Raw genomic sequence first — 23,139 nt, 5'->3', positions numbered from 1 at the left:
ACCGGCGTGCCGAAGTTGGGCGTGCCGTCCGCGTTCCACGTGAACTTCTGCGCCCGCGTCGACCGGTTCATGTCACACCCACCACCAGCCGAGCTGTTCGCGTGATACACGATCCAATCCTCCGTCCCGTCCGGCGACGTGAAGAACCCGTTGTGCCCCGGACCGTACACACCATTCGCGTTACTACGCTGAAACACCGGATTCGGAAACTTCCGCCACGACGACGAACTCAACGGATCCCCACCCACATACTCCAACATCCCCAACTTGTAATCCGGCGTCGAACAATGCGAAGCCGAATACACGATGAACGTACGCCCATTACGCTGCAACACCTCACCACCCTCAGCCACCGCACCACCCACCGTCTCCCACGACAACGTCGGCGTCGTCAACACCCGCCGCGTCCCCGACGCCGTCCACGGATTACTCAACGGCCGGATGAACATCGGCTGCGACCCGTTGTAAAACGTCCCCAACAAATACAACTCCCATTCAACCGCAGAATCCCCGGATCCAACTCCCACGTATTGTCCGACACCGGATCCAACATGTCCGCCTTGAACGAATACGGACCCATCGGATCCAACCCCGCACTCTCCAACACATGAATCCGCTGCGAACCCAGATCAAACGGCTCCCGCCCCGCCGTGTAATAGAAATACCACCGCCGACCACTCGGACCATCCAACAAATGAAACTCCGGCGCCCACATCGTCTCCCCGCACCATTCGGCCGACTCAACGTGAACAACACCGTATCCACCGCCGACGCCAACCCACCCAACGTCCGCGAACGACGCATCGTCACCGTGTTGTTCCACGTCGTCGTCGCCAAATAGTAGAAACCCTCGTAATACGTCAACCACGGATCCGGACCCCGCACCTTCAACGGGTTCGTAAACGTGGCGCCCGGCGGCGGTGCCGTGGTCGTGGGCGGCGGCACGGTCGGTGTGGTCGGCGTCGTCGACGTGGTCGGCGTGGTGGAGCCGGTGCAGGCCACGCCGTTGAGCGCGAACCCGGTCGGCGCCGGGTTGGTCGCGTTGTTCCACGACCCGTTGAAGCCGAGGTTGACCGTGGCGCCGGTGCCGAGGCTCGCGTTCCAGGTCTGGTTGCGGGCGGTCACCTGCGCGCCGCTCTGGCCGAAGACCGCGCTCCAGCCCTGGGTGACCTGCTGGCCGGCGGTGAACGTCCAGGTCAGGGTCCAGCCGTCGAGCGGGTCGCCGAGGTTGGTGAGATCGACGCTGCCGCTGAAGCCGCCGGGCCACTGCGACCCGACGCGGTAGGTGACCGAGCAGCCGGCCGCGGCGGAGGCGGATGTCACGACCGTGACCGCGCCGCTGGCGGCGAGGGCGCAGACCGCGGCGGCGGCCAGGAGGGAACGGGGACGCGCGAGGCGCATGAGAGGCTCCCGAAAGGCAGGGGACATGGCGAAGTCGGTCGCCCGGGAGCCGCTCCGGGCCTCAAGATAGCCACTTAAGTATGGAGATGCAACTATCTCGGTGCATCGAGATCAATCGCTTGACAGGCGGGTGGGACGCGTCCACGATGTGGTGGCTGGGCCCCATTCGCGCATCCTTTCCGGGCAGGGATCAAGGAGGCCTTCCCGTTACCTGTCTCGACACGTAGGGATGCCCGATGAAACCTCGCCCTCGATGGCGGCGCTGGCTTGCCGCGCTCGCGCTGGTCACCCTCGGCACGGCACCGCTGGTCGTGCCGCAGCTCACCCCGGCGGCGGAGGCCGCCGCCAAGACGGTCTGGATCCCGGAGCGCTGGCAGAGCACCGGCGAGGTGCCCTGGGCGCAGAACCGGACCAAGGAGTCGGCCAACTTCATCCTGCTGTGGGGTGAGAAGTCCGGCACGAACCCGCTGTCGGCGCCGGCCGAGTTCCGCTTCGACCCGGACAACATCCTGAGCCAGCTGGAGACGCTGTACTCCTTCTACGTCAACACGATGCGGTTTACGCCGGAGACCGGCCTGCTGTCCCAGTACAAGATCATCGTTATCATCACGCGGACCTGGAACCGCACCGCGCTGGACGCCTGGGCGACCGGCGGCTCGACCGACGGGCGGGTCGGCGTCATCAACGTCGCGCCCGGCGCGGCCCAGCCCGGCTCGTGGGGGCTGGCGCACGAGCTCGGGCACGTGTTCCAGAACTACACGTTTCTGGGACGCTCCGGCATGGGTCTGACCCACGCCTCAGCCGGCACGTTCTGGGAGGCGAGCGCCGAGTTCATGGCGATGCAGGTGTACCCGCGCACGGCCGCCGGCGACCTGACCCGCTGGCTGCGCACGGAAAACCTCTACTACTCCTCGTCCCGCCACCACTACGGCGCCTGGATGCTGTTGCAGTACATCAAGGACCGGGACGGCATCGAGATGTTCAACCGGATCTGGAACGAGGCGCGCAACACCGAGCACCCGCTCGAGGTGTACCGCCGGATCGCCGGCATCACCCAGGCCGAGCTCAACCGGCGCATCGGCGAGTACGCGCAGCACAACGTGACGTGGGACTACACGAACCGGGCCGACTTCATGCCGTTCATCAACAGCGTGTACGGCGCCGGCTTCCTCAACGCGTACAAGGGCGTGCCGGTCGAGGCGGTCAACGCGGGCGCCCGCCACTACCGGATCTCCGACGCGATGGCCCCCTCCGACTACGGGTACAACAAGATCCAGCTGGTGCCGGAGAGCGACGGCGCGCTGATCCGCCTGCACCTCAAGGGCCACGCGGAGACCGGCGCGACCGGCTGGACGTTCGGGTTCGTGGCGGTGCGCAACGGCACCCCGCGGTACGGGCCGCTGACCCAGGGCACGTCCGGGCAGATCAGCTTCCAGACCCAGCCGGGCGAGAGCCAGGTCTTCCTCGTCGTCACCGGCACCCCGGCGAGCGCCGTGCCGAAGTACGCGTTCCTCGACGGCTGGCCGAAGAACCGCCGCTACCCGTACGAGTTCCGGATCTCCGGCGCGATCCCGTCCGGCCACGAGCCGGGGTACCAGAAGCCGGCCGCGACCAACGGCGGGCGCTGGCACGCCAACGGCGGCGGCTGGGTGGCCGGCAACGCCAACGTGGCCGCGACCGCGTACGTGGGCCCGCGCGCCGCCGTCTACAGTGGATCGGTCACGGGCAACGCCCGGATCGAGGACCTCGCCTGGGTCAATGGCGGTGCGGTCACCGGCAACGCCGTCGTCAAGGGCAACGCGATCGTCCAGGGTGGAGTGACGATCGGCGGCACCGCGGTCGTCGGCGGCGACGCCGAGCCGCCGGCCGGCCCGACCGGCGGCACCTGCAACTCCGGCACCTACCTGCTGTTCAACCCGAGCCGTGGATGCGACGGCGGCGGGCCGGAGGCGGACGTCAACCCGGCGCACGGCACGTTCACGTCGGAGGAGCTGGCCATCACCGGCGGCACCAACCCGACCACCCCGCCGCCCACGACCGCGCCACCGACGACCGCACCGCCGACCACGGCGCCCCCGACGACGGCCCCGCCCACGACCGCGCCGCCGACCGGTGGGACCACGTCGTGCCGGGTCGCGTACACGGCGAACTCGTGGAGCAACGGCTTCACCGGCGACGTGACCGTCACCAACACCGGCGGCGCGGCGGTGAACGGGTGGACGCTGACCTTCTCGTTCCCGAACGGGCAGCAGGTCACCAACAGCTGGAACGCCACCGTGACGCAGAGCGGCCCGGCGGTGACCGCGCGGGACGCCGGCTACAACGGCACGATCGCGCCGGGCGGCACCGCGTCGTTCGGCTTCCAGGGCACGCACGGCGGCACCAACCAGCCGCCGACCGGGTGGGCGCTCAACGGCTCGCCCTGCACCAGCTGACCACCCTCCCCTCAAGCCGGGGCGGGCCGCCACAGGCCCGCCCCGGCGCCGGTCACCGCTCCAGGGCCACGTGCCAGGGGCGCACCTCGACCATCAGCAGCCCGCGCGCCACGGCCTGGTCGTCGTACTGCGCGAGGCGCACGTAGGCGGCCACGTCGGCCGGGTCGGGCACCCGGATCACGGTCATCCCGGTGCTGACCCGGTCGAGCGAGCCGGCGGCCACCAGCACGCCCCGCTCGCGGAGCCGGCGCACGAACGCGATGTGCTCGGCGAAGTCGGGCTGCCCGAACACCGGCTCCCCCGCCGGCAGCGCCGGCCCGGCCGTGTGGCTGAGCACCAGCCACACCGGACCCTCGGGCGCCGCCGCGCCGGACGGGCGGGCGGCGTACCCGTCGAGGACCAGGGGCCAACCGTTGCCGTACTCGCGGCGGGCCGCGCCCGGGTCGGGCAGCCGCTCCCAGCCGTCGTGCTCCAGCGTCACCAGCGTGAGGTCGTCGGCGACCTCCTCGAAGCGGACCCGCACCCGGCTGGCCTTGTCCACATCGGACCCGGGATGCCAGGTCACCGCGAGCGCCGCGGGCGGGTCCCACTCCAGGACCGTGCCCCAGACCGCCTCGCCACCGCCCGGCCCGCGCTCGACCAGCCGGCCGTCCTCGAACGCCACGGTGCCGCCCGCGCCGTACACACTCAGCCGGCCGATCGGCCACCACAGCCCGATCTCGCCGGTGAACACCGCGAACGCGGCGTCGCGCGTCCCCGGAACGACCACCTGCCGGCGGATCGGCGGAAGTGCGGTCACGTCGTCTCCTCCCCGCGGGAAGCCATCCGGTCGGCGAACGCGCCGAGCGCCTGGTCCCATGTCGACACCAGCCACTGCTGCAGCGCGGTGAACCCCGGCGGGGCCAGCGCGTACAGGTTGCGGGTGCCGACGCTGGTGTGCACCACGAGCCCGGCGCCCTCCAGGACGCGCAGGTGCTTGCTCACCGCCGGCCGCCCGACCGGCAGCCCCGCGGCGAGCTCGCCGACCGGCAGCGGCCCACCGCGCAGGCGCCGGACGATCGCCCGCCGGGTGCGGTCACCCAGCGCGTCCAGCACGTCGTCCACCGCGACTTGGTTACTCATAAGCAACCGTTACTCTAGGGCAACCGTTACTCCGGAGCAACCACCGGGCAGCGCCGTCGCGGCCGGCGACCGCATTTTCCCGGTGGGTGAGCGGTAACACATAGATGAACGAAGAGTGTCGTCAATCCTGCCGAAACGTGGACCATGGAGTGATGACTTGGCGAGCGCGGGCGGACCGGCCCGTCCTGGTGCGTGGGTACGTGCGCGAGGGTTTCGAGGCCGTCCGGGACGCGTTCGTGGAAAACCTGGTCCGCCGCGACGAGCTGGGCGCGGCGTGCTGCGTCTACCAGAACGGCGAGCGGGTCGTCGACCTGTGGGGCGGCGTGCGCGACGCGGCGACCGGGGCACCCTGGGCGCGCGACACGATGGTGCTGGTCTTCTCGGCCACCAAGGGGATGGCCGCGATGACCCTCGCGGTCGCCCACTCGCGCGGCTGGCTCGACTTCGACGAGCGGGTGAGCACGTACTGGCCGGAGTTCGCGCAGCGGGGCAAGGAGCAGGTCACGGTCCGCCAGCTCCTGGCTCACCAGGCCGGCCTCTTCGCGCTCGACCGCCCGATCGGCCGCGGCACGGTCCGCGACCTCGACCGCCTCGCCGCGGTGCTGGCCGCGCAGGAGCCGGCGTGGGAGCCGGGCAGCCGGCAGGCGTACCACGCCCTGACCCTCGGCTTCTACCAGGGTGAGCTGCTGCGCCGGGTCGACCCGACCCGCCGGTCGCTGGGCCGCTTCTTCCACGAGGAGATCGCCGCGCCGCTCGGCCTCGACTTCTACATCCGCCTGCCGGCCACGATCCCGAACGTCCGCCTGGCCCGGATCCGCCGCCCCAACCCGCTCAAGGTGGTGGTCAGCGTCTCGCCCGGCCTGCTGCTCGGCGCGCTGAACCCGCGATCGAGCCTGTTCCGCTCGGTCGTCGGCGGCACCGGGCCGTGGCTGCCGATGCACCGCGAGCGGATCTACGCCCGCGACCTCGAAGTGCCCTCCGCCCTCGGCGTCGGCACCGCCCGCGCGATGGCCCAGGCGTACGGGGTCTTCGCCACCGGCGGCGACCAGCTCGGCCTCACCCCGGCCACCCTGGCGGAGCTGGCCGCGCCGGCGGTGCCACCGCGCAACGGCACCCGCCACGCGTACCTCGACGGCGAGATCCCGCACTCGCTCGGCTTCATGAAGTCCAGCACGGCGTGGAGCTTCGGCGGCCCCGACGCGTACGGCACGGCCGGCATCGGCGGCTCGTTCGGCTTCGCCGACCCGCGGACCGGCATCGGGTACGCCTACGTCACCAACCGGATGGGCGCCGCCCTCACCTCCGACCCGCGCGAACGCGCGCTGCGCGCCGCCGTCCCGGTGCCGCACCCCGTGCCCTGACTTTCCCCGGCGCGCCGTTTGTCCGGGCGTGGAGTGGGTAGGCGTCCGGACATGGCGGTAACGCAGACGCGGGACAGGCTCGGCCTGGACCAGATGGCCGAACTGGGACAGCAGTTGCGGGTGGACGCGGTGCGGTGTTCGGCCGCCGCGGGCTCGGGGCACCCGACCTCGGCGATGTCGGCGGCGGACCTGATGGCGGTGCTGCTCGCCCGCTACCTGCGGTACGACATGACCGACCCGGACGACCCGCACAACGACCGGCTGATCTTCTCCAAGGGGCACGCGTCGCCGCTGCTGTACGCGATGCTGCGGGCGGCCGGCGCGATCGGCACCGACGAGCTGATGACGTACCGGCGGCTGGGCAGCCGGCTCGAAGGGCATCCGACACCCCGGCTGCCCTGGGTGGACGTGGCGACCGGCTCGCTGGGGCAGGGGCTGCCGATCGGGGTCGGGCTGGCGCTGACCGGCGCCCGGCTCGACCGGCTGCCCTACCGGACCTGGGTGCTCTGCGGCGACAGCGAGCTCGCCGAGGGGTCGATGTGGGAGGCGTTCGAGCAGGCCGGCGTCTCCGGCCTGGACCACCTGACCGCGATCGTCGACGTCAACCGCCTCGGCCAGCGCGGGCCGACCCGGCACCAGTGGGACCTGGACGCCTACGCGCGGCGGATGTCCGCGTTCGGCTGGCGGGTCATCGAGGTGGACGGGCACGACATCGCCGACGTCGACCGGGGGTACGCCCAGGCCGTCTCCACCGCCGGGAAGCCGGCGGTGATCCTGGCCCGCACCCAGAAGGGGCGCGGCGTGGCGCGGGTCGAGGACCAGGAGGGCAAGCACGGCAAGCCGGTGCCCGACCCGGACGACGCGGTGCGGCAGCTCGGCGGCGTGCGCGACCTGTCGGTACACGTGCGGGAGCCGGACCGCGCCGGAACCCCGCACCGGTTCGCGGACGGCCCGCTGGCGCTGCCCGCGTACGAGCTCGGTTCGAAGGAGGCGACCCGGACCGCGTACGGGCGGGCCCTCGTCGCGCTCGGCGACGCCCGCGGCGACGTGGTCGTCCTGGACGGCGAAGTCGCCGACTCCACCCGCACCGAGTACTTCGCCGGCGCCCACCCGGACCGGTTCTTCGAGTGCTACATCGCCGAACAGCAGATGCTCGCCGCCGCGGTCGGCATGCAGGCCCGCGGCTGGACGCCGTTCGCGGCCACGTTCGCCGCGTTCTGGACCCGCGCCTTCGACTTCGTCCGCATGGCCGCGGTCAGCCGCGCGAACCTGCGGCTGTGCGGCTCGCACGCCGGCGTCTCCATCGGGCAGGACGGGCCGTCCCAGATGGGGCTGGAGGACCTGGCCGCGTTCCGGGCGGTGCACGGCAGCACCGTGCTCTACCCGTGCGACGCCAACCAGACCGCCGACCTGGTCGCGGCCATGGCCGACCGGGACGGGATCAGCTACCTGCGCACCAACCGCGGCGCCACCCCGGTCATCTACCCGCCCGGCGAGCGGTTTCCGATCGGCGGCAGCCGCACGCTGCGCCGCTCCCCCGACGACCTGGTGGCGATCATCGCGGCCGGGGTCACCGTGCACCAGGCCCTCGCCGCCGCGGACCAGCTCGCGGCCAACGGTGTACGGGCCCGGGTGATCGACGCGTACTGCGTCAAGCCGATCGACGCGGACGCCGTGCGCGCCGCGGCCCGGGACACCGGCCGGATCGTGACGGTCGAGGACCACTGGCCCGAGGGTGGGCTCGGCGACGCCGTCCTGGACGCGCTCGCCGGCGGCGACGACCCGGCCCGGGTACGCAAGCTCGCGGTCCGGCAGATGCCCGCCTCGGCCACCCCGGACGAGCAGCTGCGCGCCGCCGGGATCGACGCGGACGCCATCACCGCCGCCGCCCGCTCCCTGCTCGACGGCGTCAAGGCCCGCTGACCCGCCGGCGGGTCTCAGAGCAGGGACGGGGCGCGCTCGGGCACCTCGACGTCGTCGCTGTCGCCGTGGGCGCACAGGCACACGCCCAGCTCGGCGACCAGGCGGGCGCGGGCCGGGGTGTACTCGTTCTTGTGCAGCGCCGGCAGTGGGCGGCCGCACTGGTCGCAGCGGCGGACGCCGGTCTCGGTGCCGGCGCGGATATCGGTCATCGGAGAGCCTCCTCGCGGGTCGGGCGTGCGGCGCCGCACGGGCCGGGGCGTCGCACGCTGACCATCCACGATTACCCTCCGCACCCCGCCGATGCCAATGGGTGGATCACAGGTGAGCCACTTCACGAACGAACGGCCCCCCGCGAGGTGACGGCCGCCCGGCGCCGGACGTCGAAGGGACTAGGCCCTGTTTCAAAAGAATTGTCGAGGCGAGCCGGAGTCAAGGCGGCGATCCGGCAAGTCGGGCGCAAGGTCGCATACCGGTGTTGTATGCGGCCTTACGCCCGGCGCCGCCGGTCGTCGTCTGGGCCCGGCGCAGCCCGGCAAGGATTTTCGAAACAGGGACTAGCTAGCGCTTGCGGCGGGTCGGGAGGCAGCCCCAGCCGACGGCTTCGGTGGTGTGCCCGGTGGCCAGGTACGACAGGGCGAGCGCCCAGACCTGTTCCGGGGTGATGCGGGTCTCCGCGGGGTGGAACGGGGTCGGCGTGCCCTCGAAGCCGAAGCTGATGTCGCGGTGCCAGGGGCGCACGCCGCGGTGCACGGCGTAGCCGGTGTGCGGGCGGCCGTAGGGGAACGCGAAGCCGCGCTTCTCGTGCCCCACGCCGAGGTGGAGTCCCCGGGTGACGCGCAGTCCGCGCACGTCCACCCGGGCCTCCAGCGTGACGACCACCGGCTTGTGGCACTCGTGTATCGACACCAGGAGCGGAACGACGTCCTCTGCGCGGTCGAGGCCGTAACGGTGGCCATCGGCCCAGGTGGCCAGGAACTGCACAGACATCTGCCGGACGCCCTTTCCGAACAGCACTCACGTTTTGTCGAGCACGGTCAGTAAAGACGAGGAGGTCGCCGCGTCACAACCGGGTGATACGAGCGCGGCCCGCCCATACCGGCACCTCTGCCCTAAGGACTCACCAACCCTTCGCGGGCCACCTGGTCCAGCCGCGTGCGGACCTCCCGCGCCGTGGCGTGCCCGAGCAGGTCGAGCAGCGCCAGCGCCCGCCGCCACGCGCCGCGCGCGGCGCCGAGGTCGCCGAGGTCGCGGTGGCAGTCACCCAGGTGGACCAGGGCGTCGGCCTCGTTGTACCGGTCGCCCAGCTCGTGGAACATCTCCACCGCCCGGGTGTACGCCGCGACCGCCTCGCGCCGCTCCCCCAGCCCGGCGTGGATGAAGCCCAGGCTGTCCCAGGTGCTGGCCACCGCGTTCGCGACGTCCAGCGCGGAGAGCGCGTCGAGCGCCTGCCGGCAGTGGGTCAGCGCCTGGGCGAAGTCGCCGAGCATCGCGTGGCACCAGCCGGTGTCGTTGAGCGCGCTGGCCACGCCGGCCGGGTCGCCGGCGGCCCGGTACAGCTCCAGGGCCCGCTGGCTGGCGGCGAGCGCGAGGTCGTACCGGCCCTGCTGGCCGTGCAGGTAGGCCAGGCCGCGGTGGCTGCGCCCCTGGTTGGCCCGGTCGCCGACCGCCTCGAAGAGCTCCAGCGAGCTGAGCAGGTGCTCCTGGGCGGCGTCGAGCTGGTTGAGCCGGGCGTACGCGCTGCCGAGGCTGCGGTGCGCGGCGGCCCGCACGCCCAGGTCGCCGACCCGCCGGCCGGCGCCGAGCGCGAGGGTCTGCATGGCCACCTGGTCGCGCCAGTGGCCGTGCCGCTGGAAGATGTCGGAGAGGGTGGCGGCGAGGCGGCACAGCTGGACGTCCAGCTCGTACTCGGCGGCCAGCTCGACCGCCGCCACCGCCGAGCGGTGCTCCACGGTCAGCCAGGTGCGGGCGGCCTCGGCGTCCGCGACCTCCACCGGCGCCACACCGTCTATTGTGGAGGGATCCGGGTCGAGGTCCCACTGCGGGTCGAGCAGCTGCACGGCCGCCCGCGCGGTGCGCGTGTAGTGCTCCAGCAGCCGGGCCACCGCGGCCCGCCGTTCCGGCTCGGGGTCGGTGTCCTGGGCCCGCTCCGCCGCGTACGCCCGGACCAGGTCGTGCAGCACATAGCGGCCGGGCGACGGCTCGCGGGCCAGGCTGGCGTGCACCAGCTCGTCGAGGCCGGCGCGGACCTGGCGCAGCGGGGCGCCGGCGAGGCTGGCGACGGAGGCCGGCGCGGCGTCCGGGCCGGGGTGCAGGGCGAGCAGGCGCAGCAGGCGCGCGGCGGACGGGCTGACCCGCTCGTACGACCAGGAGAAGATGGTCTTGAGGTCGATCGCCGGGTCGTTGTCGACGAAGGAGTCGAGCGTGCCGTGGTCGGCGGAGAGCTGGTCGGCGACCGCCGCGACCGGGCTGTGCGGGTTGAGCGCGCTGCGCGCGGCGACCAGACTCAGCGCCAGCGGCAGGCCGCCGCAGAGCCGCACGATCGTGTCGACCTGGGCGCCGTCGTCCGGGCCGACCCGGGAGCCGAGGCGGCTGCGCAGGTAGGCCCGGGCGTCGTCGTCGGGCAGCACGCAGAGCTTGGTCGGCCGGGCCTGCTCGATGGCGACCAGGCTCGGCATCTGGTGGCGGCTGGTGACGATCACCAGGCAGCCGCGCGAGCCGGGCAGCAGCGGCCGCACCTGGTCGGCGTCGCGGGCGTTGTCCAGCAGCAGCAGCATCCGGCGGCCGGCCATCAGGCTGCGGTACAGGGCGGCCTGCGCGTCGAGCCCGTCGGGCAGCTGCCGCGGGTCGACGCCGATCGCGTCGAAGACCGCGCGAAGCGCTTCGAGAGGGCTCATCACGACGCCGGTGGGGTGGAAGCCGCGCAGGTTGAGGTAGAGCTGGCCGTCCGGGAACCGGCCGGCGATCCGGTGTCCCCAGTGGACGGCGAGCGCGGTCTTGCCGGTGCCGGCCATGCCGTGGATGCTGCTGATCAGCATCGCCGGTGGCGGGGCGTCGCCGGCCGGCAGCAGCGCGTCGAGGCCGGCCAGCTCGGCGGTGCGGCCGACGAAGTCGGGCAGGTCGGCGGGGAGCTGGGCGGGTGTGGCCAGGGCGGTGCGGCCGCGCGCGGCGGTGCGCGTCTGCGCCGGGGCGGCGACCCGCTGGGTCGGGACGGGCGGTGCCGGCGACTCGGCCCGCAGGATCCGCAGGTGCAGTGCCTGCAGCTCCGGCCCGGGGTCGACGCCGAGCTCGGCGGCGAGGGTGTCGCGGGCGTCCTGGTACACGGCGAGTGCCTCGGCCTGCTGCCCGGAACGCCACAGCGCGAGCATCAGCAGCCGGCGGAACCGCTCGTCGAGCGGGTGCTCGGCGACCAGCGAGGCGAGCTGGTCACCGGCCGAGACGTACGCCCCCAGGTCGATCTCGGCGGCGAGCAGGGCCTCCAGCGCGTTCAGCCGGAGCTTGGCGAGGTTGGCCCGGTACCGCTCCATCGGCTGGCCGGGCAGGCCGGCGAGGGGCTCGCCGTTCCACAGGGCGAGGCCGCGGCGCAGCAGGTCGGCCGCGCCGGTGGTGTCGGCCTCCCGCCGGGCCGCCTCCGCGGCGCCGACCAGCTGCCGGAACGTCGCCAGGTCGAGCTCCTCCGGCCGCACGTCGACCAGGTATCCGGCGCCGGCCGACCGGATCACCGGCGGCGCGGCGCCGTCCGGCGTGAGGACGCGGCGCAGCCGGTACACGTACGTCCGGATCGTCGCCTCCGCCGACCGGGGCGCGCCGTCGTCCCAGAGCGTCTCCATCAGCTGCTGGATGGAGACGGGCACGCCGGCCTGCAACAGCAGCGCGGCGAGCACCGCCCGCTGCTGGGGCGAGCCGAGCTCCAGCTCCGCAGGCCCACGGCGGGCTGTCACGGGCCCGAGCAGGGTGAACCACAAACGGTCGTCCACGCATTCCCCCCCGAATGCATCCGCCGTGAAGCTCCGGGCACGCCAGGACGCCCCCGCGCGTCCAGGTCCGGAGGCCCGCCATGCTACCCCGAGCACCCCCGCCCGGGTACACCCAGCGCCCCGATCTGCCCCGAAGGTCATCGATCCCCGTACCCGAGGGCACTGTGGACGGTCAGGAGGGCCGCAGGGCCCCGGTCCGGATCGCGTACGCGACCGCGTGGGTGCGGTTGCGCAGCCCGAAGCGGGTCATCACGCCGTAGATGATGTTCTTGACGGTGCGCTGCGAGTAGTTCAGCTTCAGCGCCACCTCGCCGGTGTCCAGCCCTTCCGCGAGCAGGCGCAGCACCTCCAGTTCCCGGTCGGTGAAGCCGCTGACGGTCAGGCCGCGCGGGCCGAGCACGTCCCGCTGTACCGCGCGCATCTGCTCCAGCAGGCGGCGGGTGACCGCCGCGGGCAGCTCGGCCCGGCCGGACGCCGCGGCGACGACGGCCCGCGCGATCTGCTCGAACCCGGCGTCCCGGCGGTGCAGCAGCCCGGCCAGGCCGAGCTCGACCGCGCGCAGCACGTGGTACTCGCGCAGCTCGTTGGCGACCAGGACGACGGCCGGGTCGCGCTGCCGGGCGGCCCGGCCGAAGCGCTCGATCCCCCCGAGCACCTCGTCGGTCACCTGGTCCGCGACGGCGAGCAGCACCCGGGCCGAGCGCTGGCGCTCGCCGAGGTACACCTCGACGGCGGGTTGGGACGCGAGGCCGGCCACGACCCCGTCCCGAGTGAGCTGGTCGCCGGCGAGCACCGCGACCCCGACGGCTTCCACCCGTCCAGCAAGCACCAGCCGCGTCGACAACCGATCGCCACCGGATAGACGCCGCCGCGGCGGGGTCAGCCGCGCAGGTGTTCGGCGCGTTCGCGCAGCTGGGGCGGGACCAGCTCGAGCAGCTGGTCGGGGCGGAGCGGCAGGTCGAGGAGGCTGAGCTTGACCCGGTTGCGCCGCTGGTGGCGATCCGGGTCGAACCGTACGATGTGGACCGCCTCCGGCCGCAGCCGCAGGTGGAGGGCGGCGCCCGCGTCGAGCGGCTCGGGCGCGGTCCCGTCGACGGTGAAGCGGAGCGCGGCGCCGTCGCCCGGGTTGCGCAGCTCGACCTCGTCGCTGTCGCCGAAGACCACCGAGCGGCTGATCCCCGACATCGGCGCCACCGGGGTCAGCGCGATCGACGGCGTGGAGGGTGAGATGACCGGGCCGCCGGCGGCGTAGTTGTAGGCGGTCGACCCGATCGGGGTGCAGGCGACGACCGCGTCGCCCCGGTAGTAGCCGTGCGCGGCGCCGTTGACGAACAGGTCGACGACCGCGGACCCGAGCCGTTCCGGCGCGGTCACCACCACGTCGTTGAACGCGGTGAACGACCGCTCGCCGGCCGCCACGTCGAGGCAGCTGTGCGGCTCCAGCCCGTAGTCGCCGGCGACCATGCGGTCCAGTGCCGCCGCCAGGCCGGCGGGCGGGACCTCGACGAGGAAGCCGAGGTTGCCGTGGTTGACCCCGAGGATCGGGGTGCGCCGGCCGACGAGCAGCCGCATCGCGCCCAGCATCGTGCCGTCGCCGCCGAGGCTGACCAGCGCGTCGAGGGCGTCGGCGAACCCGTCCGCGGGGACCGTCCGCACCCCCGGCCCGACCCGCTCGCCGTCCGCCTCCCGGGCCAGCACCCGGCCCCCGTACCGGTCCGCGAACCCGGCGATGACCTGCACCGAGTCGCGCACCGGCCGGGTCGGGTGGACCACCAGGCCGATCGTGTACGCCGCCTTGCCCATGCCGCCATCCTGCCCCGCGGCACCGGTGTGCGCAGGCGTTCAGCGCCGCGCGCCGCAGCGGACCGGCTCGCGGGTGGGTGCCGGCTGGTGCTGGTCGTGGACGGCGAGCGCGGCCCGCACCCCGGACTCGACCGCTCCCTCGACGGACGAGGGCCGGAGCGAGGTGTGCTCGCCGGCGAAGTGCAGCGTGCCGGCCGGTGCGACGGCGGGCAGGTGGTGGGCGGTCAGCTGGCCGGGCGCGAGGACGGCCTCCCCGGCGGTCCAGCTGCCGGTGGCGCCGCGCCCGGTGAAGAACGCCTCGATCCGGCCGCCGTAGACCTCCTGCAGCCCGCGCAGCGCCCGCGCGTACCGGTCGTCGGGCTTCATCGCCTCCCACCGCACCGCGCCGCCGGCCCGGGCGTGGCTGGCCAGCACCACGCCGCCCGCGCTGCCCGGCACCGGCCCGGCGGGGAACGCGGGGAGTCGGTTGGTGCCGCCGGCCGGCGTCACCGGCCGCGCCGGCGCCCCGGCGTACCGGTCGTACAGGCCGGGGGCGAGCGCGTCCAGCTCGCGCCGCCACCGGTCCTCGGTGAACTCCCACCAGCGCCGGTCGAACTCCAGCCGCACGGTGGTCACCGGCTCGTACCGCAGCGCCATGACCGCGCGGCGCTTGGCGGCCGGCAGCGACGGTTCGATCCGGACCTGGCGCAGCGCCGCGAACGGCAGCGTCACGATCGCCGCGTCGGCCAGGTACCCCTGGCGGCGCCCGCGGCCGGAGAGCGTCTCCACCCACACGTGCGGCCCCTCGGCGCGGACGTGTTGGTGGGCGGCGCCGGGGCGGGTCGGGTCGTACCACTCGATCCGGGTCACCCGCCGGTCCAGGCTGACCACGTCGTCGAGCAGCGGGCCGAACGCGTACGGCAGCCGCCAGCTCCCGCCCTCGATCTCCCAGCGCGCCGCGCGCGGGCCGGCGTGCAGGTGGTGCAGGTAGAAGTCCACGAAGGACATCGGCATCCGGTACCCGGCGTGCTCCAGCCGGCCGATCGCGGTGACCGCCGCCGTGTCGAGGCCGGCCCACTCGGTCAGGAACCGCCCCAGCGACAGGTGGTCCAGGTCGTGCAGCAGCCGCGCCCAGCCCAGCACCCGGCCGTCCGGCGTGTCCACGGTGTGGTAGTCGCGCACGGTCTCCAGCACCGCGTCGAGCAGGTCCACCGCCGTGTACCCGGTGGGGACGGCGGGCGGGGCGGCGGGGCGGCGGCGCAGCCCGAGCCCGTCCACGAGGGACAGTGTCAGCGGGTGGGTGTCCGGTATGGACACTCCGGCCGCCTGCGCGTGCAGCAGCGGGTCGCGGAACGGGCCGCGCGGGGCCGCGGCCAGCCGCCCGCCGATCCGGTCCGGGTCCGCCTCCAGGACGCGCACCTCGTGGCCGGCGCGGCGCAGCGCGTACGCGGCGCAGAGCCCGGCGATCCCGGCACCGAGCACCAGCACCCGCGCCGGCCGCCCCGTCAGTGACGGTCCGTCACCGAGCAGCGCCTCCAGGTACCGCCGTCGCCGGTCCGCCCCGTCCGGCCCGGTCGCGGCCAGCTCGTGCCCGAGCCGCAGGTGGTGCTCCCATCCGTCGTCGGCGTGACCGCCCCCGCGGTGCGCGCCGTACCCCCTCGAACGCATTGTGGTGCCTCCCCCTCGCCGTCCCCCGCGGACGGCCGTCACCCAGCGTGTGGGCGAGGGATAGACGCCGGATAGACGTCCGCTCGCCGCGGACGATCGCGGGCGGCTCGTGATCGGCATGGACAGGGGTCTCTAGCGTGGGACCATGACGGCCTTGAAAGGTCTCCTCGAAGCACTCGTGCTGGTGGTGATCGCGGCGGCGGTCGCGGCGGTCGTCGCGGGCATCTGGGTCGCGGTCGGCGACGGCACGTTCGTCTCGCGGCTCGGGATCTGCCTGGTCGGCGCCGGCGCCCTGGTGGCGGTGTCGGGCGGGCTCGGCTTCACCCAGATGGGCAGCGCGGACGCCTTCGCCTGGTTCGGGCGGGGCCCGGAGCGCGGACCCGCCGACGACGGCGGCCGCGTCCTGACCGGCGTGGGCGTCTTCCTGTTCGTCACCCTCCCGCTCGTCGTCGCCGGCGGCTTCCTCGCCACGCTCTAGCGACCTGCGGAATCGTGGTCCGGCGTCCGGCGGCCCGGCCTCGAACCCGACTCCAGCCAGTGATCGTGGTATTCCAGTGCCCCTCCGGGGGCACCCAGATACCACGATCTGACTCCGCGACCCGACGTCGAACCCCGACCCGCCGCGGACCGGGGCAGAATGCCAACCGCGGACGCCGCGGCAGGTCCGGGCTAGCGGCGGGTGGGAATGTCGCCGTAGTCGCCGGCGACCGCGGCCAGTTCGGCGTTGGCCGAGGTGTCGAAGTCGGAGACCGGGCGCTCGTGCGCGCGGTCGTGCTTGTAGGCCAGGCCGTGGACCAGCGCGACCGCCGCGGCCACCGCGCCGCCGACCGCGACCACGACGAACGAGAGCGTGTACCCGTCCAGGCTCGGCACCTGCGTGCCGGCGATGACGTGGCTGGTGAGCAGCGAGGCGGTCACCGCGCCGGAGATGCTGCCGCCGACGGTGCGGACCAGGGTGTTGATGCCGCTGGCGATGCCGCTCTGGCTCATCGGCACGTGCTGGACGGCGAGCGTGCCCAGCGCCGCGTACCCCATGCCGATGCCGGAGCCCATCACGCCGCTGTAGATCAGCACGTCGTACACGTGGCCGTTGGCGAGTGACAGGTAGACGAAGCTGGCCGCCACGAGGAGCGCGCCGATCGCCAGCGTGTACGCCGTGCCGAGGCGCCGCTCGAACCGGCCGGCGAGCGTGGAGAACAGCAGCATGCCGACCGTGCTGGGCAGCAGGTACAGGCCGACGTCGAGCACCGAGCCGCTCAGCCCGTACCCGATCTGGTCTCTCGGGGTCTGCACGAAGTTGGAGATCAGGGTGAAGCCGCCGAACATGGCGAAGCCGAGCAGCAGCGAGGCGAGGTTGGCGGTGAGCGAGCGGGGCCCGACGAGCAGCCCCATCCGCACCAGCGGCTCGCGCACGCGCAGCTCGATCAGCACCCACAGTGCGCACAGCACCGCGGCGGCGGCGAAGAGGCCGATGGTGCGGCCGGAGCCCCAGCCCCACGAGCCGCCCTCGCTGATGCCCAGCAGCAGGCAGACCAGCCACACCGCGAGCACGAGCGCGCCGAGCACGTCGGGGCGGCCGCCGGCGCGGGTGCCGACGTCCGGCGTGAAGGTGGCGACCAGGACCAGGCCGAGCGCGCCGGCGGCGGTGCCGATCCAGAAGATCGGGCGGTAGCTCTCGGTGTGCTGCGCGACGACGCCGGTGACCAGCATGCCGACGGTGCCGCCGACGCCCATGGTGGCCGAGACGATGCCGATCGCCGACATCACCCGTTCGCGCGGGAAGGCGTCCCGGATCGTGCCGATCGCGAGCGGGATCAGCGCCGCGGAGACGCCCTGCAGCGCGCGGCCGGCGATCAGCACGCCGAGCGAGGTGGAGAGCGCGCAGACGACCGAGCCGGCGACCAGCGTCACCATGGCCACGATGATCATCTTCTTCTTGCCGTACATGTCGCCGAACCGGGACAGCAGCGGCGTGGCGACCGCGCCGGCCAGCAGCGTGACGGTGAAGACCCAGGTGACGGCCGTTACCGAGGCGTCCAGCTCGCGCATCAGCCGGGGCAGCAGCGGCAGGACCAGGGTCTGCTGCAGCGACACCACCAGGCCGGCGACGGCCAGCGCCAACAGGGTCAGGCCTCCGGAGGCCGCTCGTGTGTGCTCGTTAACCACACGCAGACAATATTTGCTTAACTTAAGTAACGCCACGTAGGTTAGATCACATGCCGGCTGACGTACGCGCCCAGGTCCCACCCGACGTGGTGGAGATCGAGCGCGGGCTGTCCCGGATCAGCCACCTGCTGAGCCGGGCCCGGCAGCACCACCAGATCGCGACCGAGGCTGGCGTGCCGATCGACCGCGCGGCCGTCCCGATCCTGCGCCTGCTCGCCGAGGCCGGGCCGCAGCGCCCCGGCGACGTCGCCGCCCGGCTCGCGGTCGAGGCGCCGCACGTCACCCGGCAGGTGCAGCGGCTGGAGAGCATCGGCTACGTCGAGCGGGTGCCCGACCCGGCCGACCGCCGGGCGTACCGGATCCGCCTGACCGCCGCCGGCCGCGAGGGCGTCGACCGGATCCTCGGCGTCGGCTGCCAGTCGATCCTGCAGGCCCTGTCCGACTGGACGCCGCAGGAGCGGGCCCAGCTCGCCACGCTCTTCAACCGGATGGTCGACGACTTCGTGCGGCACGCCGCCGAGCGGGGCGTCCTGCCGAGGTAGCGGCCGCCCGGCGCCCCGGTGCGACACTGGGGTCTCACCCCCTGCGCCGGGAGCGAGGCCGATGGACGAGGGCGATCCGCACATCCACGTCGAGCGCCGGGTCGTGCGCGCCGACGCGGCGGTGCGCAACCTGCTCGCCTCGACGTTCGGCCTCGTGGCCGACGCGCCGAGCACGGTCACCACCGGCTGCGGGCGGCGGGTGCCGTACGCGATGACCTCCCCGCGCCCGGAGAGCGTCACCTGCCTGGCCTGCCGGGAGCACGCCCACCGCGAGCACCTGCGCTTCGCCGACGAGCTCGAAGGGCTGGGCCGGATGGCCGGCTCGGTCGTCACCCCCGACCGGGCCGCCGAGGCCGCGCGGCACCACCGCGACCTGGCGGCGCGGTTCGCCGGGTAGCCGGCTCAGGACGGGGCGGCGGCCGCCACCTCCCGGGGTTGCTTGTCGGCGCGCAGGCCGCGCCAGGACGGGTGGCGCAGCCGGCGGTCGGGGCTGACCGTGCGGTACTCGACGTCGCCGACCAGCCGCGGCTGCACCCAGGTCGCCTCGCGCGCGTCCGGGCGGGGCACCGGCCCGTCGAACGGCGGGTCCGCCCGGCGCAACGGCCCGAGCCGCTCGCCGAGCTCGACCAGCATCCGGTTGGTGAAACCGGTACCCACCTTGCCGATGTAGACCAGCCGCCCCGCCTCGTCGTACGCGCCGAGCAGCAGCGCGCCGATGATCCCCGAACGCCGCCCGGAGCCCGGCGTCCAGCCGCAGACGATCACCTCCCTCGTGGCGTTGCGCGGCGTCTTGATCCACAGGCGGGAGCGGACGCCCGGCTGGTACGGCGAATCGAGCCGCTTGGCCACCACCCCTTCCAGCCCCTGCTCCGCCGCGGCCGCCATCAGGTCCCCGCCCCGGTCGTCGGCCCAGCACGGCGGCGTACGCACCGGATCGTCCCGCAACCCCAGCCCGTCCAGCAGCTCACGCCGCTCCCGGTACGGCCGCTTCACCGTCGACCGGCCGCCCAGGTGCAGCACGTCGAAGGCGTACAGGTGGACCGGCACCCGCTTGAGCAGCGCGGGCGTCGGCTCACGCACGTGCATCCGCTGCTGCAACCGGGCGAAGCTCGGCGCTCCCGCCCCGTCCAGCGTCACGATCTCGCCGTCCAGCACCACCGGCCCGGCCGGCAGCAGCCTCGGCAGGGCGCGCAGCTCCGGATAGCTGGCGGCCACGTCGCGGTCGTTGCGGGAAAGCACCCGCACCTCGCCGCGCTCGACGTAGACGATGGCCCGGACCCCGTCCCACTTGAACTCGTACCCCCAGCCGCCGCCGGCCGGCAGCTCACCCAGCGTGGCCAGCATCGGGCGCAGCAGCGGGAGCGACCCGACCTCCATGATCACACCATCGCACCCGCGCGGGCCGGGGTCAGGCGAACGGCCGCTCCGGCGCCGGCAGCGGGGTCCGGATGCGTACGACGGTGCCGGACGGGCCGCTTTCGATCCACATCTCGCCGGTCATCCGCTGGGCGATCCAGAGCCCCATGCCGCCGTGCGGGGACGGCATCGGGCGGGCCCGCGGCGCCAGGTACGGCCCGGCGGCAAAGCCCGTGCCCCGGTCGCCGACCTCGCAGTACAGGTCGCCGTCGCGCCAGACCCGCAGCGCGCCCGCGCCGCCGCCGTGGCGGATCGCGTTGGCCATCAGCTCGTTGACCGCGATCACCCAGTCGTACGCCTCGTCGGGCGTCAGGCCGCAGCCGCGGGCGACCTGCTCGAGCCGGCGGCGGACGGCGGGCAGCTCACCCTCGGCGAACGAGGTCCGCAGCAGGACGGGGGAACGGGCCAGACGGTCGTCCGGATGCCGACCGACCACCACGACCTCTCCCATCCCCGTACGAACCACGTGCACCGGAACCAACCGCGTGCACCGGAAAATGTAACCCGGCACGGGCGCGGCAAACCCGCGGACACACTCGTCACGCGGGTGGCATGCGCGGGTCCACGTGGATCTTGGGGGCCGGACCGGCGCCGGCGGGGCGCTGCCCGGCCAGGACCGGGCCGACGCCGTCGAGCCCGACGGTCGCGGCGACGAGCGGCCGCGGGTCGACCGCCCCGCTGGCGTACGCGGCGATCGTGGCGTCCAGCGCCGGCGAGGCGGAGAGGACGCCGACCGCGGTGACGTCCTTGAGGACCAGCGCGCGGGTGTCGACGTGAGGTACGCCATCTCGCCGGTGAAGAACTCCACGTCGGTGCCGCACACCCCGACCCGCTCGACGTCGACGACCACCTCCCCCGGCGCCGGCTCCGGGGGCGGCACGTCGTCCACCGTGTACCGGCCCGGGCCGGTCAGGACGAACGCGCGCACCGTCCGATCATGGCAGAGCCGGACCGGGCCGAGCGGGTAAGGTGTGCGGCAGGCTAAGGCTGGTCGGCGGCCGGATCGACGGCGCCGACGCGGAGGAGGTTCCCGTGCGTGCCCGAGATCTCGCCACGGCGTTCCCCACCGTCCGGCAGGAGACGCCGGCGCTGGCGGCGGCCCGGCTGCTGGCCGGGCAAAACCTGCCGGGCCTGATCGTGGTCGACGCCGACGGCCGGCCGCTCACCGTGCTGCCCGGCACGCAGGTGCTCCGGCTCGCGATTCCCTCCTACTGCCAGGACGACCCGGCGCTGGCCCGGGTCATCGACGAGGGCGCCGCGGACGTGTTCCTGCGCGGGGTCGGCGACCGCACAGTGGCCGAGCTGCTCCCCCGCACCCACCGCGAGCTGCCGGTCGTGGACCCGGAGGCCACCGTCCTGGAGGTCGCCGCGGTCATGGCCGCCAGCCGCAGCCCGCTCGTCGCCGTCGCCGGCAAGCGCCAGCCGATGCTCGGCGCGATCACGCTGGACGCCCTGCTGGACCGGATGCTGGGTACGTGAGCGGATCCGGCTGGGTCGCCGTCGCCGTCTTCGCCATCGCCTACGTCCTCATCGCCACCGAGAAGGTCCACCGGGTCGCCGCCGCGCTCGGCGGCGCCGTGGTCATGCTGCTGGTCGGCGCGACCGACGCCGAGCACGCGTTCTTCTCCGAGACGGCGGGCATCGACTGGAACGTCATCTTCCTGCTGGTCGGGATGATGCTGATCGTCGCGGTCCTCAAGCGCACCGGTGCGTTCGAGTACGTGGCGATCTGGGCCACCAAGCGCGCCGGCGGGCGGCCGTTCCGGGTGATGGTCCTGCTGGTGCTGGTGACCGCGGTCGCGTCGGCGTTCCTGGACAACGTGACCACCGTGCTGCTGGTCGCGCCGGTGACGTTCCTGGTCTGCGAGCGGCTGGACGTGCCGGTGGCGCCGTTCCTGATCGCGGAGGTCATGGCCTCGAACATCGGCGGAACGTCCACTCTGGTCGGTGACCCGCCGAACATCATCATCGCCAGCCGCGGCGGCCTGTCCTACAACGACTTCCTGTTCCACCTCGCGCCGTTCGTCGCGCTGCTGGTGGTGGTGTTCCTGGGGCTGTGCCGGGTGCTGTTCCGGTCGGCGTTCCGGTACGACCCGGAGCGGGCCGCCCAGATCGCGCTGCTGCGCGAGCGGGACGCCATCCAGGACGGCCGGCTGCTGGTGCTCAGCGGCGTGGTCCTGGTGCTGGTGACCGCCGCGTTCGTCCTGCACACCGTGCTGCACCTGGAGCCCTCGGTGGTCGCGATCGTGGGCGGCCTCGCGCTGCTCGCGCTCTCCAGGATGGACGCCGGCGAGGCGGCCAGGGACGTGGAGTGGCCGACGCTGGTCTTCTTCGCCGGCCTGTTCGTCATGGTCGGCGCGCTGGTCAACACGGGCGTGATCGAGCAGATCGCCGGGGCCGCCACGGACGCCACCGGCGGCCGGCTCTTCCTCGCCTCGATGCTGCTGCTGTGGGGCTCGGCGGTGCTCTCCGCCGTCGTCGACAACATCCCGTACGTGGCGACGATGAGCCCGGTGGTCGCGGACATGGTGCGGGCCGAGGGGGGCACCAGCGGTTCGCACGTGCTGTGGTGGGCGCTCGCGCTCGGCGCCGACCTCGGCGGCAACGCGACCGCGATCGGCGCCTCGGCCAACGTGGTGGTCCTCGGCCTCGCCGAGCGCTCCGGCCGGCCGATCACGTTCTGGCAGTTCACCCGGTACGGCCTGGTCGTCACGGCGGTGACGGTCGCGCTGGCGGTGCCGTACCTGTGGCTGCGCTACTTCGCGTTCAGCTGACCGGTGCCGGGAGGGCCCGCGCGGACCCTCCCGGCGGCCGGCCTACGGGCTGGTGCAGGTGATCGCGGCGGGTACCGCGTCGGCGCCGGTCCAGCTCGCCAGGAAGCCGAACGTGGTGCTGCCGCCGGCCGGCACCCGCCGTTGTAGCCGGCGTCGCGCACCGACACGTTCGCCCCGTCGGAGGTCGCGGTGCCGCTCCAGATCTGGGTGATCCGCTGGCCGTCCGCGAACGACCAGCCGACGGTCCAGCCGTTGAGCGCGGCGGTGCCGGCCCGGACGGTCACCTCGCCCTGGAAGCCGCCCGGCCACTGGCTGACGATCCGGTACGTGGTACTACAAGCCCCGGGCGGCGCGCTGGTGGGTGGCGTGGTCGGCAGGGTCGTGGGTGGGGTCGTCGGGGGCGACGTCGACGGCAGGCCGAACGAGTAGAACGTCGTGCCCGTCGTGCCGCCGCGCGAGTACCGCCTCGCCGTCGGCGGCGTGGTACCGCTGACCGCGCTGACGTTCCGCGACCAGTCGCTGGCCAGGTCGTGGAACAAGCGGCTGCGCGCCGAGGTCGTCGCGGACGCCCGGGC

At 73.6% G+C, this 23,139-nt stretch carries 23 protein-coding genes and 1 pseudogene; 9 read left to right on the top strand and 15 right to left on the bottom strand.

Features of this window, described 5'->3' with window-relative positions; genetic code table 11:
• Together RB614_RS11210 and RB614_RS11205 are read right to left on the bottom strand one after the other, a co-directional pair.
• On the bottom strand, positions 1-449 hold a 449-nt coding region (locus tag RB614_RS11210; protein WP_308712352.1), incomplete at its 3' end, for a family 43 glycosylhydrolase.
• Positions 450-1,053: 604 nt separating this feature from the next.
• Positions 1,054-1,401, bottom strand: a pseudogene (locus RB614_RS11205) (cellulose binding domain-containing protein); the annotation flags it as partial.
• A 236-nt stretch (positions 1,402-1,637) separates the two neighbouring features.
• Here RB614_RS11205 and RB614_RS11200 point away from each other — a divergent pair.
• The gene (locus RB614_RS11200; protein WP_308712351.1) at positions 1,638-3,836 is read left to right on the top strand and encodes a DUF6055 domain-containing protein; all 2,199 of its coding nucleotides are present in this window, start codon (positions 1,638-1,640) and stop codon (positions 3,834-3,836) included.
• 52 nt (positions 3,837-3,888) lie between these two features.
• Here RB614_RS11200 and RB614_RS11195 read toward each other — a convergent pair whose 3' ends face one another.
• Positions 3,889-4,635, bottom strand: coding sequence for an SRPBCC domain-containing protein (locus tag RB614_RS11195; RefSeq protein WP_308712350.1), 747 nt, complete (start codon positions 4,633-4,635; stop codon positions 3,889-3,891).
• Positions 4,632-4,958, bottom strand: coding sequence for an ArsR/SmtB family transcription factor (locus RB614_RS11190; RefSeq protein WP_308712349.1), 327 nt, complete (start codon positions 4,956-4,958; stop codon positions 4,632-4,634). The genes RB614_RS11195 and RB614_RS11190 overlap by 4 nt, the downstream gene beginning before the upstream one ends.
• Positions 4,959-5,110: 152 nt before the next feature.
• Here RB614_RS11190 and RB614_RS11185 point away from each other — a divergent pair, with 152 nt between their 5' ends.
• Positions 5,111-6,319, top strand: a complete 1,209-nt coding sequence (locus RB614_RS11185) for a serine hydrolase domain-containing protein (protein WP_308712348.1) — start codon at positions 5,111-5,113, stop codon at positions 6,317-6,319.
• 51 nt (positions 6,320-6,370) lie between these two features.
• Complete coding sequence (locus RB614_RS11180) at positions 6,371-8,242, top strand: transketolase (RefSeq protein ID WP_308712347.1); 1,872 nt, start codon at positions 6,371-6,373, stop codon at positions 8,240-8,242.
• Between the two features lie 14 nt (positions 8,243-8,256).
• Here the strand turns inward: RB614_RS11180 and RB614_RS11175 are convergent, their stop codons facing one another.
• The 6 genes from RB614_RS11175 to RB614_RS11150 form a co-directional block, all read right to left on the bottom strand.
• On the bottom strand, positions 8,257-8,451 hold the full coding sequence (locus tag RB614_RS11175; protein ID WP_308712346.1) for a hypothetical protein: 195 nt from the start codon (positions 8,449-8,451) through the stop codon (positions 8,257-8,259).
• A 349-nt stretch (positions 8,452-8,800) separates the two neighbouring features.
• Positions 8,801-9,229, bottom strand: a complete 429-nt coding sequence (locus tag RB614_RS11170; protein WP_308712345.1) for an Imm1 family immunity protein — start codon at positions 9,227-9,229, stop codon at positions 8,801-8,803.
• A gap of 122 nt (positions 9,230-9,351) precedes the next feature.
• On the bottom strand, positions 9,352-12,180 hold the full coding sequence (locus RB614_RS11165) for an AfsR/SARP family transcriptional regulator (protein ID WP_308712344.1): 2,829 nt from the start codon (positions 12,178-12,180) through the stop codon (positions 9,352-9,354).
• A gap of 208 nt (positions 12,181-12,388) precedes the next feature.
• Complete coding sequence (locus tag RB614_RS11160) at positions 12,389-13,030, bottom strand: response regulator transcription factor (RefSeq protein WP_308712343.1); 642 nt, start codon at positions 13,028-13,030, stop codon at positions 12,389-12,391.
• A gap of 65 nt (positions 13,031-13,095) precedes the next feature.
• Positions 13,096-14,019, bottom strand: coding sequence for an NAD(+)/NADH kinase (locus RB614_RS11155; RefSeq protein WP_308712342.1), 924 nt, complete (start codon positions 14,017-14,019; stop codon positions 13,096-13,098).
• 39 nt (positions 14,020-14,058) lie between these two features.
• The gene (locus RB614_RS11150; RefSeq protein ID WP_308712341.1) at positions 14,059-15,666 is read right to left on the bottom strand and encodes a flavin monoamine oxidase family protein; all 1,608 of its coding nucleotides are present in this window, start codon (positions 15,664-15,666) and stop codon (positions 14,059-14,061) included.
• Between the two features lie 145 nt (positions 15,667-15,811).
• Between RB614_RS11150 and RB614_RS11145 the strand changes: the two genes are divergently transcribed.
• Positions 15,812-16,144 (top strand): hypothetical protein, encoded by a 333-nt coding sequence (locus RB614_RS11145; RefSeq protein ID WP_308712340.1) that lies wholly within the window; start codon positions 15,812-15,814, stop codon positions 16,142-16,144.
• Positions 16,145-16,335: 191 nt separating this feature from the next.
• Here RB614_RS11145 and RB614_RS11140 read toward each other — a convergent pair whose 3' ends face one another.
• A complete protein-coding gene (locus tag RB614_RS11140; RefSeq protein ID WP_308712339.1) occupies positions 16,336-17,832 on the bottom strand; it encodes an MFS transporter in 1,497 nt (498 codons plus the stop codon).
• A gap of 50 nt (positions 17,833-17,882) precedes the next feature.
• Here RB614_RS11140 and RB614_RS11135 point away from each other — a divergent pair, with 50 nt between their 5' ends.
• Positions 17,883-18,374, top strand: a complete 492-nt coding sequence (locus RB614_RS11135) for a MarR family winged helix-turn-helix transcriptional regulator (protein WP_308712338.1) — start codon at positions 17,883-17,885, stop codon at positions 18,372-18,374.
• A gap of 61 nt (positions 18,375-18,435) precedes the next feature.
• Complete coding sequence (locus RB614_RS11130) at positions 18,436-18,771, top strand: hypothetical protein (protein WP_308712337.1); 336 nt, start codon at positions 18,436-18,438, stop codon at positions 18,769-18,771.
• A gap of 5 nt (positions 18,772-18,776) precedes the next feature.
• On the opposite strand, the gene ligD is transcribed toward RB614_RS11130, so the two are convergent.
• From ligD to RB614_RS11115, 3 genes are all read right to left on the bottom strand, one after another.
• A complete protein-coding gene (ligD, locus tag RB614_RS11125; RefSeq protein WP_308712336.1) occupies positions 18,777-19,751 on the bottom strand; it encodes a non-homologous end-joining DNA ligase in 975 nt (324 codons plus the stop codon).
• Positions 19,752-19,782: 31 nt separating this feature from the next.
• Positions 19,783-20,241: an ATP-binding protein gene (locus RB614_RS11120; RefSeq protein ID WP_308712335.1), complete on the bottom strand. Its 459-nt coding sequence runs from the start codon at positions 20,239-20,241 to the stop codon at positions 19,783-19,785.
• Positions 20,242-20,329: 88 nt separating this feature from the next.
• Complete coding sequence (locus tag RB614_RS11115; RefSeq protein ID WP_308712334.1) at positions 20,330-20,611, bottom strand: MDR/zinc-dependent alcohol dehydrogenase-like family protein; 282 nt, start codon at positions 20,609-20,611, stop codon at positions 20,330-20,332.
• Positions 20,612-20,822: 211 nt separating this feature from the next.
• On the opposite strand from RB614_RS11115, the gene RB614_RS11110 reads away from it, so the two are divergent.
• Together RB614_RS11110 and RB614_RS11105 are read left to right on the top strand one after the other, a co-directional pair.
• Complete coding sequence (locus RB614_RS11110) at positions 20,823-21,269, top strand: CBS domain-containing protein (protein ID WP_308712333.1); 447 nt, start codon at positions 20,823-20,825, stop codon at positions 21,267-21,269.
• Complete coding sequence (locus RB614_RS11105) at positions 21,266-22,564, top strand: ArsB/NhaD family transporter (protein ID WP_308712332.1); 1,299 nt, start codon at positions 21,266-21,268, stop codon at positions 22,562-22,564. The genes RB614_RS11110 and RB614_RS11105 overlap by 4 nt, the downstream gene beginning before the upstream one ends.
• Here the strand turns inward: RB614_RS11105 and RB614_RS11100 are convergent.
• The gene (locus RB614_RS11100) at positions 22,546-22,848 is read right to left on the bottom strand and encodes a cellulose binding domain-containing protein (RefSeq protein WP_308712362.1); all 303 of its coding nucleotides are present in this window, start codon (positions 22,846-22,848) and stop codon (positions 22,546-22,548) included. The two genes, RB614_RS11105 and RB614_RS11100, sit on opposite strands and share 19 nt — an antisense overlap.
• Between RB614_RS11100 and RB614_RS11095 the strand changes: the two genes are divergently transcribed.
• Positions 22,754-22,993 (top strand): hypothetical protein, encoded by a 240-nt coding sequence (locus RB614_RS11095; RefSeq protein ID WP_308712363.1) that lies wholly within the window; start codon positions 22,754-22,756, stop codon positions 22,991-22,993. The two genes, RB614_RS11100 and RB614_RS11095, sit on opposite strands and share 95 nt — an antisense overlap.
• The last annotated feature ends 146 nt before the right edge of the window (positions 22,994-23,139 follow it).

Source organism: Phytohabitans maris (assembly GCF_031085175.1).
GTDB classification, from domain to species: domain Bacteria; phylum Actinomycetota; class Actinomycetes; order Mycobacteriales; family Micromonosporaceae; genus Phytohabitans; species Phytohabitans maris.
The sequence above is the reverse complement of the archived record's forward strand: the minus strand, read 5'-3'. Positions and strand labels throughout refer to the sequence as shown.

Excerpts from the sequence above, each read along its gene's own strand:
- RB614_RS11200 (WP_308712351.1), top strand. The coding sequence starts at position 1,638 with ATGAAACCTCGCCCTCGATGGCGGCGCTGGCTTGCCGCGCTCGCGCTG.
- RB614_RS11190 (WP_308712349.1), bottom strand. The coding sequence starts at position 4,958 with ATGAGTAACCAAGTCGCGGTGGACGACGTGCTGGACGCGCTGGGTGAC.
- RB614_RS11185 (WP_308712348.1), top strand. The coding sequence starts at position 5,111 with ATGACTTGGCGAGCGCGGGCGGACCGGCCCGTCCTGGTGCGTGGGTAC.
- RB614_RS11180 (WP_308712347.1), top strand. The coding sequence starts at position 6,371 with ATGGCGGTAACGCAGACGCGGGACAGGCTCGGCCTGGACCAGATGGCC.
- RB614_RS11175 (WP_308712346.1), bottom strand. The coding sequence starts at position 8,451 with ATGACCGATATCCGCGCCGGCACCGAGACCGGCGTCCGCCGCTGCGAC.
- RB614_RS11170 (WP_308712345.1), bottom strand. The coding sequence starts at position 9,229 with ATGTCTGTGCAGTTCCTGGCCACCTGGGCCGATGGCCACCGTTACGGC.
- RB614_RS11155 (WP_308712342.1), bottom strand. The coding sequence starts at position 14,019 with ATGGGCAAGGCGGCGTACACGATCGGCCTGGTGGTCCACCCGACCCGG.
- RB614_RS11150 (WP_308712341.1), bottom strand. The coding sequence starts at position 15,666 with ATGCGTTCGAGGGGGTACGGCGCGCACCGCGGGGGCGGTCACGCCGAC.
- RB614_RS11145 (WP_308712340.1), top strand. The coding sequence starts at position 15,812 with ATGACGGCCTTGAAAGGTCTCCTCGAAGCACTCGTGCTGGTGGTGATC.
- RB614_RS11135 (WP_308712338.1), top strand. The coding sequence starts at position 17,883 with ATGCCGGCTGACGTACGCGCCCAGGTCCCACCCGACGTGGTGGAGATC.
- RB614_RS11130 (WP_308712337.1), top strand. The coding sequence starts at position 18,436 with ATGGACGAGGGCGATCCGCACATCCACGTCGAGCGCCGGGTCGTGCGC.
- ligD (WP_308712336.1), bottom strand. The coding sequence starts at position 19,751 with ATGGAGGTCGGGTCGCTCCCGCTGCTGCGCCCGATGCTGGCCACGCTG.
- RB614_RS11120 (WP_308712335.1), bottom strand. The coding sequence starts at position 20,241 with ATGGGAGAGGTCGTGGTGGTCGGTCGGCATCCGGACGACCGTCTGGCC.